The organism is Lysobacter sp. Soil_N_51 (genome assembly GCF_057655755.1).
Window position 1 is genome coordinate 227,012 of the sequence record NZ_JBDGLR010000006.1, and the last position, 20,733, is coordinate 247,744.

At 64.6% G+C, this 20,733-nt stretch carries 6 protein-coding genes; 2 read left to right on the forward strand and 4 right to left on the reverse strand.

What is annotated here, in order from left to right; genetic code table 11:
• Positions 1-83 precede the first annotated feature (83 nt).
• Together AC3A4T_RS12950 and AC3A4T_RS12955 are read left to right on the forward strand one after the other, a co-directional pair.
• Positions 84-15,095 (forward strand): putative Ig domain-containing protein, encoded by a 15,012-nt coding sequence (locus tag AC3A4T_RS12950; RefSeq protein ID WP_487675761.1) that lies wholly within the window; start codon positions 84-86, stop codon positions 15,093-15,095.
• Complete coding sequence (locus AC3A4T_RS12955; protein WP_487675762.1) at positions 15,096-15,554, forward strand: hypothetical protein; 459 nt, start codon at positions 15,096-15,098, stop codon at positions 15,552-15,554.
• Between the two features lie 493 nt (positions 15,555-16,047).
• Here AC3A4T_RS12955 and AC3A4T_RS12960 read toward each other — a convergent pair whose 3' ends face one another.
• From AC3A4T_RS12960 to AC3A4T_RS12975, 4 genes are all read right to left on the reverse strand, one after another.
• Positions 16,048-16,290 (reverse strand): XAC0095 family protein, encoded by a 243-nt coding sequence (locus tag AC3A4T_RS12960; RefSeq protein WP_487675763.1) that lies wholly within the window; start codon positions 16,288-16,290, stop codon positions 16,048-16,050.
• 329 nt (positions 16,291-16,619) lie between these two features.
• Positions 16,620-17,003: a hypothetical protein gene (locus tag AC3A4T_RS12965; RefSeq protein WP_487675764.1), complete on the reverse strand. Its 384-nt coding sequence runs from the start codon at positions 17,001-17,003 to the stop codon at positions 16,620-16,622.
• 174 nt (positions 17,004-17,177) lie between these two features.
• On the reverse strand, positions 17,178-17,654 hold the full coding sequence (locus AC3A4T_RS12970) for a hotdog fold domain-containing protein (RefSeq protein ID WP_487675765.1): 477 nt from the start codon (positions 17,652-17,654) through the stop codon (positions 17,178-17,180).
• 418 nt (positions 17,655-18,072) lie between these two features.
• Positions 18,073-20,562, reverse strand: a complete 2,490-nt coding sequence (locus tag AC3A4T_RS12975) for an acyl-CoA dehydrogenase (RefSeq protein WP_487675766.1) — start codon at positions 20,560-20,562, stop codon at positions 18,073-18,075.
• Positions 20,563-20,733 lie beyond the last annotated feature (171 nt).

A 20,733-nucleotide genomic window follows, 5' to 3' on the forward strand; every position in this document is an offset into this window, starting at 1 on the left:
AAACAATCTCTCGCCATGCCGGATTAGTGGTCATAGAGCGGTCGCCCGAAGCCGGGCGGCCCGATCACTCGGGAGCGCGGGCAATGGCGGCAGTAATTTCAGGGAATGGTCTGGGGCTGTTCAACAGCTCGGCGAGTCAGATCGGAATGGGGCTGGGCGGCGGAGCCCGCCTGGGCCAGGGTCAGGACAATCAGTTCGTCAATGTCGCCACCGGCAATCTGCTGCTGCAGAGCCAGGACGATCAGGTCCTGTTCCGCGGCATGCTGGTCGGCTTCAATCGGACCTACAACAGCCGCGGGCAGTTGTCGCAAGTCGGTGCCGATGCCTGGCTGACCGGGTTCGAACGCCGGGTCGAATTGCTCTCGGGCACGTTCAACACCGCCGGCAGCGTGATGCGTCGGCATACCGGCGACGGTTCGTACCAGGACTTCACCTTCGTCAGCGCGGGCGTATACAGCTCGAGCACCGGCGAGGGCGCGCATGACAGCCTGAGTTGGGACGCCGGCAGTTCGGCCTGGAGTTATGTCGAAGGCAGCACGCGCCAGGAAGAGCGCTACGCCGACCATGCCAGCGCGACCTTGAAGGGGCGGCTGACCCAGTTGCGCGATCTGCGCACCGACGGGGCGCAGCCCTTGGCATGGGACGTGAGCTACGACGCCAACGGGCGCGTGTCCAGCGTCGCCACGGCGGTGGTCGATTACGACCGCCGCTTTGTATTCGCTTACGACGCGCAAGGCCGCCTGAGCGGCGTGACCAGCAAGCTCAACAACACCACGATCGGCCAGACCTGGTACGACTACGACGCCGCCGGCCGGCTCGCCTCGGTGCTCGTCGACCTGACTCCGGGCGTAGTGGCCACGGGCGGGTCGACGCCGGATCACGATCAATGGACCGCCGCGGCGGGCTCCAACGACGGCTATCTGTTCAAGACCACCTATACCTATACCGATGCGACCAGCCTGCTGATCTCGCGGGTCGAGCAAAGCGACGGCAGCGTCACCAGTTACACCTACGACGCCCAGAACCGGGTCAAGACCGTCACCCGCGGCGATACCAACAACAACGACGGCGACGGCCTTGGCCAGACCCTGACTTTCAGCTACGACAGCGCTACCACCACCAGCGTGATCGATTCCGCCGGTCGCATGTGGACGTATATCTACGACGCGTCGGGGCAGTTGACCGAAGTGCGCCAGCCCGCGGTAGACGGCCTGCGCGAGACGACCACGTATGCCTACGATGCCGCCGGCAATGTCACTCGGGTCTCGACCCAGAACGGCGGCGTCGTTCTATCCCAGACCGACTATGCCTACGACGCCAACGGCAACGTCACCTGGCAATGGGAGCGGGTGCAGGCCGGCAGCAATGCAAGCGCCCGCGCAGTGCAGCGCACCTACACCGGCAACAACCAACTGGCCAGCGAGACCGTCTACACCGGGCTCGACAGCGACGGCGCCGCCGCCGGCGCGATGCCGAGCGGCGGCCTGACCACGCGCTATCTCTACGATGCCCAGGACCGGCTGCGTTTCGTGATCGATGCCGCCGGCGCGGTGCGCGAGGTCGAGTATTACACCAGCGGTATCGGCATCGGCCGGATGTCGAAGTCGCGTCAGTACCTCGGCGACGCGTATTCGGGCGCCTACACCACCGCCGATCTCGCCACCTGGGCGACCATCGCGCGCAAGGCCAACAGCACGCTCACCGATTACAGCTATTTCAGCGTGGAGGCCCGTGGCGACCGCAGTTACGCCAGCGTGGATGCGAACGGCAACGGCATCGAAAGCGACGCCGATGTGATCGAGGGCTATCGTTACGATGAACGCGGCCGGGTTTTCATCAAGAACCATACCAGTCCGGAAGGCGGCTATCAGACTTGGTATCGCTACGACGGCCTCGGGCGCATGGTGTCTGAGACGGTCTACGAAAAAGGCACGGCGATCCAGGTACGCACCTGGGTCTATCAGGATTCGCAGCGCCTGTCGCACACGATCATCGAAGGCGGCGTGGTCGGCGACAACGACCAGAGCAACGACCGCATCCGCACGGAGCGGCGCGACGCGGCCGGGCGTTTGATTTACGTCAAGGAAAGCGCGCTGTCGGGCACCGCGGGCGGCGTGCGCGAGTCTCGCAACTACTACGACAGCACCGGCCGCCTGCGCGCCTCCGAGAACAGCGGCGGCGCGCGGACCTATTTCTTTTACGACGCCGAAGGGCAGCTGTCCGGTCAGGTTGACGAGACCGGCGCGGTGACCGAGTACACGCGCGATGTGATGGGGCGCATCATCGCGACCAAGCGCTACGCGACGCGGGTGAATCCGTCGTTCTGGCAGGCGGGAGAACCGCCCGAAGAATATCCGGTGGATCCGGGCCCGGGCGATCCCGGACCGGGCGATCCGGGCGGCGGCCCCATATTGATGCGCACGCAAAGCGCGGGCGACATTCGCACCGGCTGGCTGGTCGGCAACATCTTCGTCTACGACTTGATCGAAGACGCACGCCCGGTCGACTCCACCGACGATCGCATCACCTCGACCAGCTACGACGCTCTGGGCCGCGTCATCACCCAGACCGACGCCGAAGGCGCGATCACCAACTTCACCTACGACGGCGCCAACCGCCTGCTGCAGACGCGAACCACGGACGCCGCCGGCACCGCTGCGACCGCGCGGGTCACCCGTTATTTCTACGATGCGCAAGGCCGCGAGACCGGGCGTCTGGACTCCGAAGGCTATCTGGTCGAGCACAGCTACGACCTGGCGGGGCGGCGCATTCGCAGCCTCGCCTATGCCACGGTCACCCCGGCCGCGCAGCATGCCAGCGGCGCATTGAACGACCTGCGTCCTGCGACTTCAGGCAACGATCAGACCACGCGCTGGTTCTACGACGGCCGCGGCAATCTCGTGGCGACCTTGAACGCGGAAGGCTATCTGACCGAGTTCGTGCATGACGCACGCCGCCTGCAGGTCTCGACCAAGGCGTACGCACACAAGCTCGTTGGCCTGAGCGGCAATGAAGCCTTGGCCACGCTGCGCGCTTCGGCCGCGGCCGGCGCGGTACGTGAATCGCGCCGCAGCTTCGACAGCCTGGGCCGTGTCATCGCCGAACAAAATCCGGAAGGCACCGTCACCCGCTACACCTACGACGCACAGGGCAACCTGATCCGCAGCGAAGTCGCCGCCGACACCACGGAAGTGCGCGAAGGCCGCATGCGTTACAACGTGTTCGGCGAACTGATCGGCGAACTGCATGGCGAAGGCGCCGCGCGAATCTTGCCGGGCATGAGCGAAGCCCAGCTCGATGCGTTGTTCGCCCAGTACGGCGTTCGCCACAGCTACAACAACCTCGGCCAGCGCAGCGAAAGCATCGACGCGGCCGGCAACAAGACCTGGTATTTCTACGACGCCAGCGGCCGCCCGACCTTCGTGGTCAAGGGCATCGCCGACGCCAGCGGCGTGGCCAACGCGCAGGGCGAAGTCGTCGAGACCCGCTACAACGCCTTCGGCGAAGCGATCGAGACCACCGCCTACACCGGCCGTATCACCGTGGCCACCGCCGGCAGCCGCGACAGCGTCGCCACCGCCATCACCACCTTGGCGTATGTCGCCGCCAGCGACAGCCGGCGTAGCGTCAGTTACAACCATCGCGGCCAGGTCGTCGGTCTCGTCAATGCCGAGAGCGCGCAAACCCGCTACACCTACAATGCCTTCGGCGAACGCATCCGCGAAACCTCGGCATTCGGGACGGCCATCGCGTCGGTCAGCGAAACCGACTACGACCGCCGCGGCCTGGCCAACGTGCGACGCGAAGGCGTCGGCAGCGCCGTCGCGCGTTCGCAAAGCTGGACCTACGACGCCTTCGGCCGGGTCACCACGGCCGTCGATGCACGTGGCGTAGCGACCAGCTACAGCTACGACCGCCTCGGCCGCCAGCTGAGCGCAAGCCAGACGGTGATGGGCCGACAGGAGCTGACCAGCACCAGCTACGACGCCTACGGCCGCGTGCTCAGCGTCACCGACGCGATGGGCCGCACCACTATCAGTGCCTACGACACCGCCAACCGCACCACCACGATCACCACGCCCGAGGGCGTGAGCGTCACCACGACCTTCAATCGTCATGGCCAGCAGGTCAACGTCGCCACGCCGTTGCCAGGCGGTACGGTCGCCAACACCAGCTACCTCTACGATCGCGACGGCAACCTCAAGAGCACCACCGACGCGCTCGGTCGCGCCGATTCCAACGAGTACGATGCGCGCGGCCTGCTCAGCGCCACGGTCGATCGCACCGGCCGCCGGGTCGAACTGCGTTACGACGCGGTTGGTCGCGTGCTGCAGCGGATCGAAGACCCCGCGGGCCTCGCCCTGACCACGACCTACCGCTACGACGGCCAGGGCCGCCAGAGCGAAGTCACCGACGCCAGCGGTCGCAAGACCGCGTACAGCTACGACCGCGAAGGCCGTCTGACCCAGGTCGCCGCCGATCCGAGCGGATTGAACCTGCGCACCGCTTATACCTACGACGCCTTGGGCCGCCAGATCACGGTCACCGAAGGCGCCGGCACCGCCCAGGCGCGCACGATCCAGTACGACTACGACGTTCTCGGCCGCCGTATCGCCGAACGCCTCGATCCGGCCGGCCTGAACCTGATCACCAGTTACGCCTACGACGCCAACGATAACGTCGTGCGCCGCACCGACGCGACCGGCAATGTCACCCGATTCTATTACGACGAAGCCGATCAGGTGATCTATACGATCGATCCGCTGGGGGTGATGACGCGGAACTGGCGCGACGCCGACGGCAAGGTCGTCGCCACGCGTACCTACATCGCGGGGACCGATCCGTCGACGCTGACCGATACCACGACGATCGCGCAATTGGATGCACGACTGGCGTGGACGAACGATCCGGGTGAGTACCGGGTCTATGATCGCGATGGCCGTCTGAAGTTGATCGTGTCGGTGCTCGGCGCCGTGCAGGAGTACACGTACGACGCGGCCGGTCGGATTTCGGAGATCCGACGCTACGCGACGCTGACCTCGTTGAGCGATTGGAGCCCGAACGGCCTGGTCGACCGCTTGTTCCACGGCACCGCGCAGGTCGCCGATTTCAATCTGGCGGCATTGCGCAACGATGCCGCTGACCAGATCATCTATCAAGTCTTTACCACGCTCGGCGAGCTGCGCACCACGGTCGATAATTCCGGCACGGTGATCTCCTACGTCTACGACGCGGCCGGTCGCCAGACCGTGCACAAGCGCTACGCGCACGCGGCCCAACTCAATCCGACCCTGCGCGCCAAGCTGATCGCCGGCACCGCCTCGCCGCAGGACGTCGTCGACGTCGTTGCGACCTTCAACGAGACCGACCTGGTCACCTACACCAGCTACGACAGCGCCGGCCGCGCGCGCTACACCGTCGATAGCAACGGCTCGGTGATCGAACTGCTGTACGACAGCGGCGGCCGCCCGGTCGGCACGCGTGCGTACGCGACCGCGATCGCGGTCAATACCGATGCGACGTTCAAGTCCCAGCTGATCGCTGGCGATCCGGCCGCGATGGGCATGCTGCGCGACCGCGTCGCGGCGATCGCCGACGACGCGCGCGACCTGCGCAGCTACCAGGTCTACGACAGCGCCGGCCGCATCGCCGCCACCATCGACGGCGCCGGTTACGTCAGCACGCGCAGCTACGACGCCGCCGGCCGCGTCGTGCAGGAGCGCCGCCACGCCCAAGCCGCGACCATCGCCGCGCCGTTGCTGGCCAAGCTGAGCGCCGGCACCGTCAGCGTCGCCGATATCGCCGCGGTCACGCCGGTCAACAACGCCGCCGACGCGGTCGTGCGCCACATCTATGACGCAGCCGGCCGCGAGCGCTACACGCTGACCCAGAACAGCGCCACCACTTATCTAGTCAGCGAACGCCGCTACGACGGCGCCAGCCGGGTAACCGCCCAGTACCAATACTCCGTGCCGATCACACTCGGCCCGGTGGCAACACCGGCGCAGGTCGGCGCCGCGCTGAATGCGGCGGGAGCCTACAACACTGCCGATCGTTATCGCTCCACCCAGTACGTCTTCGACGCCACCGGCCGTGTGCGCTTCACTGTCGACGATCTGGGCGCGGTCAACGAACAGCGCTTTGATGGCGCCGGCCGGGTCGTCGAGACCCGTCGCTACGGCAGCACCATCTCCATCAGCACGCCGATGAACGAGGCGGCGGTCGCCGCCGCGGTCGCCGGCATCGCCGACGTGCGCAAGACCACGACCGCCTACGACGCGATGGGCCGGGTGGTCCGCGTTACCGACGCGCTGAACCAGTACGAGGAGTACACCTACAATCCGCTGGGCCAGATCACCGCGCTGCGCAACAAGAACGGACACGTCTGGAATTACGAATACGATGCGGCTGGCCGCCGCATCGCCGAGATCAGCCCGGACGTCTGGATCGCCAACGTCGACGTCTCAGGCACGCAGAGCTATGGCGTGCGCCGGGTCTTCACCCGCACCGAATACGATGCTCTGGGCAACGTCACCCGCCGCCTCGAAGATGCTGACGGCGGGCGCGCGCGCATCACCCGCTACGAGTACGACAACCGCGGCAATCAGATCCGCACGATTTTCCCCGATGCCGGCAAGATCGACCCGGCCAACGGGCAACTGGTCGCCTCGGGCATCCAGCCGACCATCGAAATCGTTTACGACGCACTCGGCCGCGCCGTGGCCCAGAAAGACGTACGCGGGAATTACAGCTACAAGGTCTACGACAACCTGGGTCGGCTCGCTTACGACGTCGACCAGGAAAACTACGTCACCGCCTATGCTTACGACGGTTTCGACCAGCAGACCAACCTGCGCCGCTACGCCCAGACGTTGAGCGTCGGCGCCTTGACCGGCTGGACCCAGGGCCAGCCGTTGTCGATGGCGCAGATGCAAGCCGCCGCCGCGACTTCCGCCGCCGACCGCACCATCACCACGCGTTACGACCAGCGCGGGCTGGCGGTGCAGATCGAACAAACGCAGATCACTTACTACACCTCGGCAGGCAATGCCGCGACCGGCTCGCCGACCGTGCGCATCGAATACGACGGCTTCGGCAACAAAGTCAAGGAATCGATCCTGCTCGAAGGTACGCCGGACCAAGCCGATGCGCGCTGGGCCGATACCTACACCTACTACGATCTGGTCGGCCGGGTGACGATGACGGTCGACGCCGAAGGCTACGTCACCCGCGCGCGCTACAACGCCACCGGCGAGGTGGTCGAAAGCATCGAATACGCCAAGGCGGTATGGACCGGGGGCCTGAGCACCTCCGCGCCGCCGGCGCTGCCGTCGGCGGGCGACGAGATCAGCGGCTACGACCGAGTTACCCGCCTGGCCTACGATGCCCTCGGCCGCAAGGTCTCGGAAAGCGTGGTTCGCCATTTCCAGCGTAACGACGGCAGCTCGGGTGTGCGCGACGTAATCACCCAGTTTGGTTACGACGGCGAAAACCGGGTCACCCAGATCACCAACGACGCGGGCACCACCACCACCGTGTACGACGCGCAGGGTCGCGCCGTGAGCATCACCGAGCCAACCCGCAAGGTCATCAACGACGGTACGTTCGGCATGCTGGCGCAGAACGGCGCCTACGATCTGAATCATCCGCATGTGTATGCGGATGCATCGCCGTACACCGGGATGATCTACGACGCCTTCGGCAACCTCGTGCTCACCCGGCGATTTGCCAGCGGCAAGAACGCCGCGGGCCAAGTGGTCGAGGACGGCAACAAGGATCAGATCGAACGCGTGCGTTACGACTGGCAAGGTCGCGCGGTCGCCACTTCGGCGACTAACGGCGACACCGCCTACACTGATTACGACGCCGCCGACAACGTCAGCCATCGCTGGTACACCTTGAGCGGTACCCAGGCCAGCCGCGATGTCCGCGTACATTCGTGGTACAGCTACGACAAAGTCGGGCGGCAGACCGGCGTAGGTCAGACCCGCGATCTGCTCAACGGCGGTGGCTCCAGCGTCGATCTGTCCGAATCGGTGGTCTACAACGCCTTCGGTGAAATCACCCAGAAGACCTACGCGGGCATCGTGGGCAGCCTGAACTATGGCTACGACGGCGCCGGCCGTCTGGTGACGTCCAACGAAAGCTTCGGCACCAGGAACTTCGGCTACAACCTCGCTGGCCATCAAGTGCGCGAATCGCACGTCGTCCTCATCAGCGATGGCCAGACCGGCGGTGGCCGTCAAAGCGTCGAGGCCACCACGTTCAACACCACCGATCGTCTGGGCCGCACCACCGCCACTCGCCTGCCGTCGAACACCACCGATCCCAACGCCACCCTGAGCGTGCAGCAGCGTCTGGATCGCTGGGGCAACGTGCTTGAAGTGATCGACGCGCGCGGTTACCAGACCAACTACCGCTACAACGAATCCAATCAAGTCACGCGCGACGAGCGACCGCTCGTCGAAGTGGTTTCGGACACCGGCCAGAGCAGTTGGCTGCGTCCGATCAACTACTGGTTCTACGATGCGCTCGGCCGCCTGATCGGCACCCGCGACGCCAACGGCAACACTCGCACCAACCAGTACGATGCGGTCGGCCGGATGGTCGCCTCGAAGGACGCGCTGGGCCAGGCGACGCTGTTCGCCTACGACGCGCTGGGCAACCAGCGCATCACCCAGAACCCGATGGGTTATCTGACCTACAAGGATTACGACGCGCTTGGTCGTCTGATCGAGATCGGCGACTACCTTGCCAACAACGCCGGCGGGCGCACCCGCACTGCATTGCAGCGCTACGGACTGAATCAGAACGGCGATCGCATCGTGGTGACCGATGCGCTCAACACGCAGGCGCTGTACGACTTCGATAGCCGCCATTTGCTGTTGCGATCGCAAACCGCGGCCGGGGTGGTGACCGGCTATGTCCATGACGTGCAGGGCCGCAAGATCTTCGAGACCAACGCACGGTCGGGCTCATCGACTCTCACCGATCGCGATGGCGAATCGGTGCGCGTGGACGAGTTGTCATGGAACTACGACATCTACGGGCGCTTGATCGATCACAACAACCTTAGCGGCCGCGATTTCGACTACGCCTACGACCCGATCACAGGCCAGCTTACCGCCGAGAGCCAGTCCGGCGGCCCGGCCGCGTATTCGTACCGCTTCACCACGTACTACGCCGACGGCCGCATCAAGGCGCTGCACGAAAACGGCGCGGCGGCGACCTATCGCTACGAGTACGACGCCGCCGGCAATCGAACGCTGGAGGAAGTGAACACCACCGACGGCGGCGGTCTGGCCGTGCGTACCGTTACCCGCACCTGGTATGACAGCCACAACCGCATCGCGCGGGTCGTCCAGGACGATCTGGCCAGCGGCAAGCGCGTGTTCGACATGAGCTACAGCTACGATGCGGTCGGCAACCGTCGCCGCGTCAAGGCCGCCGCGGCGTACGGACCGGACGCCGGCGGGATCGCGGTGACCAACAACGCGCCGACCGTTACCCAGGCGCCGGCCCCGCGCTCGTTGCGTCGCGGCATGACCTCGCAATTCACCTTGTTGTTCAGCGACATATTCCGCGACGCGGAGCAGGACCCGCTGACCTTGCAGATCACCCTCGCCGACGGCAGTGCACTGCCGGCATGGCTGAGCGTGCAGCGCGATGCCAGCACCGGGCGCATCACGTTCACCGCCAACCCGCCGGCCAACCTGCCCGACCAAGCGTTGACGATCCGGCTGACCGCGTACGAGACCAATCAGCCCACCAATCAGATCGCCACCAGCTTCAGTTTGTCCGTCAGTGCGAATGCGCGCCCGCAGCGTCACAACGACGCGACGGAAACGATACGGATCAAGACCGGCCAGGCCTGGAACAAGGATCTGCTGGCGACCGATCTGTTCTACGACCTCGATGTCGGCGATCGCCTGCGCCTGAGCCTCGACAACCCCGGCGCGGTGCCGGCGTGGATGTCGCTGGATGCCGACAGCCCAGGCGCCCTGCGTTTCAGCGGCGTGGCCCAGACCGGCACCTATACGTTCACGGTGCGCGCGACCGACGAGATGGGAGGTGCGGAAATCAAGACCGTGCAGATCATCGTCGCGCCCAACAACGCGCCCGGCGGTCCGGCGCCGTTACCACCGAAGACCGCGATGGTCGGTCGCGATTTCAATTGGAGCCTGGGCGTTTCGGCGGCATTCTCCGATGCCGACGGCGATCCGCTCGAGATCGTCGCGTCCGGCCTGCCAGCATGGATGACGTTCCAGCGCGTGCGCATTCAGGGACGCGACGAAATTCGCCTGGTCGGGCGCGTGCCTGATTCCGCCGTCGGCGGAACCAACCACACCATCGCGTTTACCGCGACCGATCCCGAAGGTGCCAGCCGCACCACCACGCTGAGCGTGACCTTGCGCAGTGGCAACAGCAATCCGATCGCGCCAGCCTCGTTCTACCCGCCGGCGGCGGTGATCGGCCATTACTACTGGTATCAGTTGCCGGCGTTCACGGATGCCGACGGCGATGCGATGACCTACGGCGTGGTTCCCTACGCCGTGGCCAATCTCCCGCCCGGGTTGAGCTTCGATGCGGCGACCCGGACGATCTCCGGCACGCTCACTCAAGCCAGCTCCGAACCGCTCAACGTCATTTACATCGCGACCGACGAATACGGCGGCCGCACCGCGACTTCGTTCGTGATGCACACACGCGGCAACAGCGCGCCGGTGGCGTCGAGCATTCCGAACCAGAGCGCCGGCGTCGGCGTGAACTGGAGCTACTCGCTGCCGCTGTTCAGCGACGCGAACTACGACCCGATAAGCTACACCGCGACCGGCCTGCCGCCGGGTCTGTGGTTGAACGCGAACAACCAGATCGTCGGCACGCCGAGCACGGCCGGAAGCTACGGCGTCACCGTGGTCGGCACCGACCCGTACGGCGCGTCGGCCTCGACCTATTTCGTCATCACCGTCAACGCCGCGCCGCCACCGAACCGCGCGCCGCAGCTCAATCCGGCGCGTCCTGTTCCCGGTGGCGAGTTCTACTCGACCAACCGTTGGCTCGTGCCGCGCCAGGATATGTCTTTCCCGGCCGATACCTTCATCGATCCGGACGGCAATCCGCTGACGTACTCGTTCGTCGAACTGCCCGGCTGGCTCGACTACAGCTACTCGCCCGAGTACGGCCATATCCTGGGCGGCTATCCGCCCGGGCAGACCATCACCGAACGCATCATCATGCGCGCGCAGGATCCGAGCGGCGCGTACGTCGACCTGACGTTCTATGTGCATACGACTTACGACTACAACGATCCCGGCAATCCCACCGACCCGTTGAGTCTGCCCAATCCGGTGTCGGTGGTCGCGGCGAACGCGAACACCTTCGAAATGGGTGCGTCCCTGCTCGCCGAGAGCGGCGCGGACACTTCGTTGGAGCAGTCGCAATCGCCTGCCGCCAACACGATGTCGGCGACAGCGGCCGCCGCCAGCGCCGGTCCAGTGCCGACCCAGGTCAAGGAGTTCTGGTACACCTACGATGCCGAGAACCGGATCAAGATCAACAACGGCCAATTGGTCAACGGCCAGATCCAGTTGGTGTCCTACGGCGAAGACTCCTACGAACTCGTCTACGACGCTGGTGGACGCGCGGTCACCCGCATCAACCTGCGGCCCACGCAAGTCACAGGCGTCTACAACCTGTGGCTGGAGCGGTTCGACTTTGATCTGCGCGGAAACCGCACCGTCGAATACTGGGAACAGGTCATCGGCCCGGCCGAAACGGTCGACAACGGCGTACGCAAAGTCCTGTCCTACGACGCCAACAACCGCCTGATCGGGTCGCGCAGCTACTTCGGCGCTTCGCTCTATTGGGATCACACCTCCGGCCAGAACGAGAATTACGAGTTCTACCAGCGCTATTACTACGGCGGCTGGCTGATGAGTTCGGAGGATTACCAATACGACGCTGATGGCCGGTTGATGTATCAGGAGACGCGGCAGCGCAACACCAGCCAGCCCGACTGGGTGCGCTACGCCGGGGGCGACCAAGTCAACAACCTCGGCGTGCTGGAGTTCGAGGGTAGCGCCGATTACCGCCTTCCCGCCGACGGCTCGGTCACGTCCGGCTACGACGCGGCGGGTCGCCTGATGCGCTATCGCGTTTCCGGCAATGGTTACACCCACACCTACACCAGCACCTACGTGGGTTGGGAAAGCTACTTGCAGGGCAGCGTCACCGGCACCAGCAGCAACAACAACTACCGCACCACCACCAACACCCTGAGCTACGACGCGTTCGGCCGGCTGATGTCGCAGCGCGAAGTCACGCCACTCAAGAACGGTTCGGTCGACGACCGCATGCGCTACTACGGCTACAACGGCGACGGCAGCGTGCAGACGCGTCGTGAAGGTTCGCTCAGCAACAACGTATTCACCCAGAACAGCGAATTCGGCCCGGGCAACTACCTGCTGGTGCATGCCGGTGGGCAGCAGCAAGCCGAGCTGAAGCAGGGCTTCGCGATAGCGCGGGTCAATCAGACGCCGTACTACACCGATCAGATTCAGAGCCTGAGCGGTCGTGGCAACTACGAAGCCGGCGGCGGCAACCTGGTATCCGCGGTGTCCGGCGAAACCCTGCGCGGCATGGCCAAGCGCGTCTACGGCAGCGACCAGATGTGGTACGTACTCGCCAACGCCAACGGCCTGGGCGATCCGGATCAGGAACTGGCGGCGGGTACGCAGCTGATTGCGCCGAATGCGACGGTGAGCGGCAACGATGCGAATACGTTCAAGCCGTATAACCCGGCGGACGCGATCGGGTCGACTACGCCGAGCCTTCCATATATTCCGCCGCCGCCGAAGAACAATTGCGGCGTGATCGCCATGGTGATCATGGTGGTGGTCGCGGTCGTCGTGACTGTGTTCACCGCCGGCGCCGCGGCGCCGGCCGCCGGCGGTCTGTGGGCCAGCGGTGTCGCCGCGTTGACCGGCGCATCCGGATTGGCCGGCGTCGGCGCGGCCGCGCTCGGCGGTTTCGTCGGCAGCGTCGCCAGCCAGGCCGTCGGCAGCGCGATGGGCGTGGCGAGTTTCAGCTGGCGCAGTGCGCTGGTTTCCGGTGCGACCGCGGCCGCCACCGCCGGCTTCGGCGCGGCGATCGGCGAAAGCGCGACCCTCGGCAAGCTGTTCGCCGAAGGCTCCAACGCGCGTATCGCGGCATCGGCCGTGGTCGGCAACGTGGCCAACTATGCGGCCAACAAGCTGGTCGGAAACGAGGTTAGCTTCAGTTGGAGAAGCGTCGCCGCCAGCGCGGTGTCCGCGGTCGTCGGACACCAGATCGGAAAGGCGTTCAATCTCGACGTCGCCGCGAAGACCGATCTGGGGCAGTTCGGGAAGGACGTGGCTGGCGGGATAGTGAGCGGCGCGGTGGCTCTGCATACGCGTAGGGGGTTCGGCTTCGACGATCCGGTCACTTACGCGGGAATCGCCGCCGACGCGTTCGGCAATGCGATCGCGAATACGATCGGTGCCAAGGTCACCGCTTGGCAGGCCGATCGTATCGAGCGTGCGCGCATGGGCGAACAGATGCGCGATGCCGTATGGGCGGATGGCAATCCGTTTGGCGGGCGCCGAGCAGCGGCGGGTTCGATTGGAGCCGATTCGGGCATTGAGGTCGGCATGGCCGGACCGGTCAATCCCTCTACCGGACGCGCCATGAACCGCGCCGAGGCCCTGCAGTCCGTGCAGGACGATTCCATCAATCTGGACTATCTCAAGGCGTGGTGGAGCCAGACGGAGTCTTATATCGCCAGATATGGCGATACCTTGCTGCTTCCGGACGTGGAAACCCTCGACACGCGAACCGACGATATCAATCCATGGCGACAGCGCCTGGAGTATTACTATGAGAATCTCGAGCCTTGGCGCCTGAAGATGATGGATTTCAGGGCGGCCAACTACGAGATGGTCGATAACCTTCAGATAGGCGCGGCCGGCGAGTATCTTCTCAGTGGCGTGCCGTCCTTGCTGAGCACGCCAGATGGAGCGGTTTCGTTCGTCGCCTACTACGACAAGCGCATGGGATCGGGCGTCTCGTTCGCCCCCGGCGACGATCGCGCCCAGATCAACAACATGATCTTGAACCGGGCGTTCACCACCGAGGTCGTAGGTCCGTATCGCGTGGCGCAAGGCGCGGCCCCGTGGAAATTGGGGCCCGACGCGCTGGATACCGGTGAGGTCATTTACGGCAACGACGCCGTGAGGCAGGCGTTCTGGCGCAACGACTCCTATTTTCACGAATGGGCGCGACAGGACTCCATCGACTTCCTGAAGGTCGTCTCTATCGGACCCGCCATCGGGCTATCGGCGGGTGCGGCGGCGATAAGTCCCGTCATTGCATTGGGCTTGACCGTGCTCGGCGGCGTCCAAAGCGCCAAGGACATTCGCGACGGGCACTATGTGCGCGGTGGCGTCGGGCTTGGTCTGACTTTGTTGGGTGCTGCCGGGGTCGCGCGTCAGTGGCGCTCGGTGAACAGCGTTCGCAGCGCGGCCTGGAATCCGGAGGCCGCGATGGGCACCAGCACGCCGTTGGCCTTCAACGGAATGAAGGCTGTCACTCGCTGGAAGTCGACGGTGATCGAGACGCAAAACATCCAGGAACAGGCTGCTCATGCGGCCAGGATGATCCCGGGATTGGAAGCCAAGCAGGCCGTGGCGCTGTTCGAAAAGGCCTTCCGAGGCAAGAAGCCGGTCGAAGTGGTCATCGGCGGAAGCCGGGTTCGTTCTTACTTCCAGGGCAAGGGCAGCTACCGCACCGACAGCGATCTTGACATAGGCTTCAACGCCAAGATGAAGAACCAGCAGATCGACGACATCCTGGATGCGTTCGACGGCGCGGGCAATTTGAAATCCGAGCGCGGAATCAAGATTTTCTCCGGCAACAATCCGCCCAGCGGCAGGATCGACAGTCCGCAGGAGTTTTTCCAAAGGTCGGGGATCAGGGACTTCCCGGTGGAACGGGCAGGCGAAGCGTTTTATCCTTCGGGCTCGATCTCGTTCAGTCCGAATGGAACCATCACCGCACTTCCCCCGGGATTTCGTTGAATGAAAACTTGCATCATTGACTCCGTGGAAATCGAGCCCGGGCTGATCAGGGTCGGCTCGGTTTCGTTCGGGCGAAATCCGGGAGTGGATTCGCTGCCCTACAGCATTCGCGTCGACGTGGACACGGCGGACGGCTGTTTTGGCGCGTACTTCAGCGACTTCCTGGATAGAGAGAGCGAAGACGACGGCTCGGACTATGAGCCCAGCGGGATTTATCTGGAACTCAAATCCGCCGGTTATCCTGCTTTTCCAATAATAGCCGAGCGCGAGCCAGGGCTTCTGGCCCGATTGATTCTGGAGCAATTGCCCGCGGAGTTCGTCGGCTACCTGTACCAGGACAACGAATCGTCGTTCAAAAGCAAGAAATATATTCTTCAGACGCTTGAAGACGTGTCCGTGTCCGAAGGCGTCATTACTTGCTCCGGACTTGCGTTCGCCAATCCAAGATATGTGGGTTGAACGAGGGGGGCGGTGAGTCGTCGACCCGGTTCGGTCTAGCCGTCATGACGCCATGAGCGGTCTTTGCGACTTCAACTTCGCAGTGACCGCGAACCGTCGCTTCCACTGCGTTGTTCATGGCAAGGCGAATGGGTCCACGTTCGGGGTTCGGGGCTTGCGCGCAAGGCTCCGAGGGTTGCGATCGCAGAGCGTCGAGAGCCGCGCGCAAGCCTTTTAGCCTTGCGGTCGGAATTTGCAGGCTTGCGGTCCGGGCGGAGAGCTTTGCTAGCGAAGCGTGAATCGCCGGCTTCGGTGCATGGCAATGCGCGCCGGGACCGCAAAGGCTTCCATCGCGCCGAAAACACTGATCAGTGGGCCGCAATGGTGGGGCGCTGGCTCGCCGGGCGTAGCGCTTCGGGTGGTTAGACCGGCGCTTGCGATTCCGATTGATCCAAGCCTGGCAAAGGTCATCGCGGCCGCCGCCGGCCGGACGGCGGCCAAGGTCGAACGACGGTTACGCCGGGCGCATTGCGCTGAGGCTTCGGTCTATTTGATCGGCCCACAGGCGGAAGACTTTGGCCAGGGCGCGGCGTCGCGATTGTTCGTGTTTGCGGATGGTGGCCGGCGGTGCGTCGGCGGGGTCGATCGTGTGGGCAATGCCGATCAATTCGGCGTGGAAGGCTTGCAGTTCCAGGTAGGCATCGACGGGCAGCCCGACGTTGTCGGCTTGTGATGTGAGTGGGGATGTTCGGGGCATATGCGGTATTCCTCCATGGATCGGTGGCCCGCGCTGCGCTAAGTCGCAGGCGGGATCTCGCGAGGTTAGAAATCGCAAGCAGACGGCGGGCGTATTCCGCGGTCGGGTGTTGTATTAGCCGCCCTCCCGACGCAAAGCACATGCGCAGGATGCGCCAAAATAATGGTCGAAAAAAATACCGGTATCTCGGAAGTGGGAACCATTGTTTGAGGAATTTTTACGCTCCGTGGCGAAGATTGCTACCGCCAAATCACAGTGTCAACTGCCGGATGCGCGACGATAGTAAGCGTGTTGAAACTACGGAATCGTCACTCACACTCAGTGTGTAATCACATCGCCGGCATCAAAGGCATCGCGAATATCGCAGCGCCCAGCACGAACAACGCGGTCAGCGCATGCACCATCGGCCGGTTGATCCGCAGGAACACGAATTGCTCGATCGTGCGGCTTGCCCAAAACAACGACATGCCCAGCAGCAACGCGCGGCCCAGGGCGGTGGTGTGCAGTTCGTCGGTGTAGACGAAGCACGGCACGGCGATGCCGAGGAAGACGTAGATCAGGCGCAGGTTGAGGATCTGCACGATGGCGCGGTCGGCGACGGTCGCGCTGCGCAGGGTGTCGCGCCAGCGGAACAGTTTCCAGAAGGCGATGTGGAACGCGGCGAAGGCCAGGCTGTGCAGGCCGCCGAGGTGGATCCATGTGGTTGCGGTCATGGGCTAGGGCCGTCGGCGTGAGCAGCGATGCAGTGCGATGCTCGTTGGCGTAGACAGTACGTGGCGCGCGTCAGTGGAGGAAGCGCGGGGGACATGTCTGCGTCGTTGTTGACGTGGCGCGGTCGCGGCTCGCGCCGCTCCTACAGTTTGAATCGTGACGGCGTTGGGTGCTGGTCAGTCGCGCTTGGGTTTCGGCGAGACGCGCATGGCGATGGTCGCGCGGAAGACGGGTTCGCCGGCGGGGTTGGCGACTTCGACGTTTACCGGCAGGTCGTAGCCGCTGTCGGATTCGACGATCGGGGCGCCCGGGGTCGCCACGGCGCGCATGGTGCCTACGGCTTTCTTGAGGTATTCGACGCTCATGCCGACCGGGATCCAGCGCATCGAGTTGGGGATGCTGACGTCGGTCATCACGCCGCCGGTGAGTTCGGCGAGGTTGCACATGGCGATGGCGTGCACGGTGCCGAGGTGGTTGGTGATCGCGCGGCGGTGCGGCATGGTCGCGCTGCAACGGCCGGGTTCGAGGGATTCGAAGCGCGGGCGGATGCTGGCGAAGTAGGGCGCCTTGAAGCAGACGGCGCGGGTGAACAGCCAGTGGCCGGCGGGGTAGCGGGTGAGTTTTTTGTAGAGGGTCAGGACGTTGGCGGACATGGGCGGGCCATTCTTGATTTGATGGGTGGTGGTAGCCGTCGATTTGCGGTTGTTCGCGACGACGGTGATGTCTCGATCTGCCTGTGTGCTGGTGGACAGATGCCTCGCTTGCGTCGGTCTGTGCGTACTTTCCTACCGTCATTCCCGCGAACGCGGGAATCCAGTGCCTTTGTCGCAACTGCACGAAAGTCGCTGGATTCCCGCGTTCGCGGGAATGACGGTAGGGAGGATGCGAATGGTTGTATCCGTTTCGTATCTTCGAGCGGCGGCGAATACTGATTCGATTCCCGATTCCCGATTCCCGATTCCCGATTCCCGATTCCCACCCAAACCAAAACGGCGAACCCGAAGGCCCGCCGTTTGGTTCAAACCTCGACGCGATCCATGATCCTGCGATCCGCGTGCGTTCTGCGCGCCGTTACGCCGCAGCGCGCGTGTCGCTATCGCCGTGGTTCACTTCCTGCGCGTAAGGCTTGTACCCGGCCGAGCGCAATTCCGCGGCATCGAAATCGTCGACGCTGATCGCATCGATGGTCATCTCGCGCAGCTCTTCCAGTTGCTTGCGCTCCTCGGCGGTGATCCAGCCTTCGCGCACGCCTTCGTCGAGCTGGCCGGGGAAGTCCAGCGCTTCGATGTCGCTGTTCTTCAAGGCCTTGAGGAACTTGCGCTCGACCGGCTCGGCCAGGATCACTTTCTGCAGGTAGCTGTTGATGCGACCGGCCGGGTTGTTCTCGCACGGGGTCAGGAACACGCCTTCGGCCAGACGGTCGCGGGCGTCGTTCGGCGACATCAGCAAGGACGCGGCGCGATGGCCCAGACGATCGCTCGGCGCCTGCGCGCGGCGGCCCCACGGGAAGATCAGCATCCACAGCAGGTAACCGACCGGACGGATCGGGAAGTTACGCAGCGCGCCCGACAAGGCCAGTTCGATCTTGTGCACGGCGTCGTGGAAGGCCCACGCCAGCAGCGGCTGGTCGCCGACCGGACGGCCCTGGTCTTCGTAACGCTTGAGCATGGCGCTGGCGATGTACAACTGGCTCAGCACGTCGCCGAGGCGGCCCGACAGCGATTCCTTGAACTTCAGCTTGCCGCCGAGCAGCAGCATCGAGGTGTCGGCCATCAGCGCCAGCGTCGCCGAATAGCGGTTGAGCTTGCGGTAATAGCGACGGGTGTAGGTATCGCCCGGCGCGGCACCGATGCGCGCGGCGGTCAGGCCGAACCACCAACTGCGCACGGCGTTGGAAATCGCAAAGCCGATGTGGCCGAACAAATTCTTGTCGAATTCGCGCAGCGCTTCGGCCTTGTCGGGCAGCATCGCCGCTTTCATTTCCTTGAGCACCCACGGGTGGCACAGGATCGCGCCCTGGCCGAAGATCATCAGCGAGCGCGTCATGATGTTCGCGCCTTCCACCGTGATCATGATCGGCAGCGCCTGCCAGTTGCGGCCGGCGTAGTTCTTCGGCCCGAGGATGATGCCTTTGCCGCCGTGGATGTCCATGACGTCCTTGGCGACTTCGCGGGCCATCTCGGTGCAGTGGTACTTGGCGATGGTCGAGGGCACGGCCGGGTTTTCGCCGCGCGCCACGGCCGCGGCGGTGGCCTGCGACAACGCGCTGATCGCGAACGCGTTGCCGGCGATGCGGGCGAGCGCTTCCTCGACGCCTTCGAAGCGGCCGACCGACAGGCCGAACTGCTTGCGGATGCGCGCATACGCGCCGGTGACGATCGCGCCCATCTTGGCGCCGCCGCTGCCCGACGAGGGCAACGTGATCGAGCGGCCGATCGACAGGCATTCGACCAGCATCTGCCAGCCCTTGCCGGCGTAAGCTTCGCCGCCGATCAACTGGCTCAGCGGGATGAACACTTCGCGGCCGTGGATCGGGCCGTTCTGGAAGGTGCAGTTGAGCGGGAAGTGACGACGGCCGACTTCCACGCCGGCGGTGTCGCGCGGCAGCAGCGCGATGGTGATGCCGATGTCGCGCTTGTCGCCGATCAGGCCTTCGGGGTCGTACATGCGGAACGCCAGGCCGATCAGCGTGGCGACCGGCGCCAGGGTGATGTAGCGCTTGTCGAAGGTGAGCTTGACGCCGACCACGCGCGCGCCGTTCCACTCGCCCATGGTGACGATGCCGAAGTCGGGGATCGAGGTCGCGTCCGAACCCGCCCACGGGCCGGTCAGACCGAAGCACGGCACTTCACGGCCGTCGGCCAGACGCGGCAGGTAGTGATCCTTCTGTTCCTGGGTGCCGTAGTGCATCAGCAGCTCGGCCGGGCCGAGCGAGTTGGGAACGCCGACGGTGGAGCTGACTACGCTCGACACGGTCGCCAGCTTCTGGATCACCTTGTGGTTGGCCAGCGCGGAGAAACCCAGGCCGCCGTATTCCTTCGGAATGTTGAGGCCGAAGAACTTGTTCTTCTTGATGTAGGCCCACAGGTCCGGCGACAGATCGGCATCGACATGGGTGATCTGCCAGTCGTTGGTCATCTTGCACAGCTCTTCGGTCGGGCCGTCGAGGAAGGCTTGTTCCTCGGCGCTCAACTCGGGCTTGGGCTGCGACAGCAACTGGTCCCAGTCCGGCTTGCCGGAGAACAGCTGGCCTTCGAAACCGACCGTGCCGGCTTCCAGCGCGGTGCGTTCGGTTTCCGACAGCGGCGGCAGGATCTTGGTGTAGAAGCCCAGCAGCGGCTTGGTGATGAACGGCAGGCGGATCGCCGGGATCATCAGCGGCACCGCGATCAGCGCGACGATGACCGCGGCGACGATGACCGCGGTCGGGTTGGCGCCGAGCAGCCAGCAGGCGACCAGCGCGGTCGCGGTCAGCGCGGCCCAGACCGGCAATCGCAGGCGGTGGTACGCGGCGATCGCGCCGATGAACAGAAAGGCAAGGAAGGGGATCGCGATACTCATGACGGCGCTCCGAAGGATGCGGCTGCACTCAGGCTAGTGGGGCGCGCGTGATGCCAGTGCGGAAAACCGGGGCGGCGTGTTTGCGCGAAACGCGCGTGGGTGGATCGGCCGGCCGGCATTCAAACGCTGGCATCAAACGCTTAACATACGGACGAGTATGGAATTGCGGTT

What these genes read in the sequence shown, in the direction of transcription:
- AC3A4T_RS12955 (WP_487675762.1), top strand. Translation starts at nt 15,096, where the DNA reads ATGAAAACTTGCATCATTGACTCCGTGGAAATCGAGCCCGGGCTGATC.
- AC3A4T_RS12950 (WP_487675761.1), top strand. Translation starts at nt 84, where the DNA reads ATGGCGGCAGTAATTTCAGGGAATGGTCTGGGGCTGTTCAACAGCTCG.
- AC3A4T_RS12960 (WP_487675763.1), bottom strand. Translation starts at nt 16,290, where the DNA reads ATGCCCCGAACATCCCCACTCACATCACAAGCCGACAACGTCGGGCTG.
- AC3A4T_RS12965 (WP_487675764.1), bottom strand. Translation starts at nt 17,003, where the DNA reads ATGACCGCAACCACATGGATCCACCTCGGCGGCCTGCACAGCCTGGCC.
- AC3A4T_RS12975 (WP_487675766.1), bottom strand. Translation starts at nt 20,562, where the DNA reads ATGAGTATCGCGATCCCCTTCCTTGCCTTTCTGTTCATCGGCGCGATC.
- AC3A4T_RS12970 (WP_487675765.1), bottom strand. Translation starts at nt 17,654, where the DNA reads ATGTCCGCCAACGTCCTGACCCTCTACAAAAAACTCACCCGCTACCCC.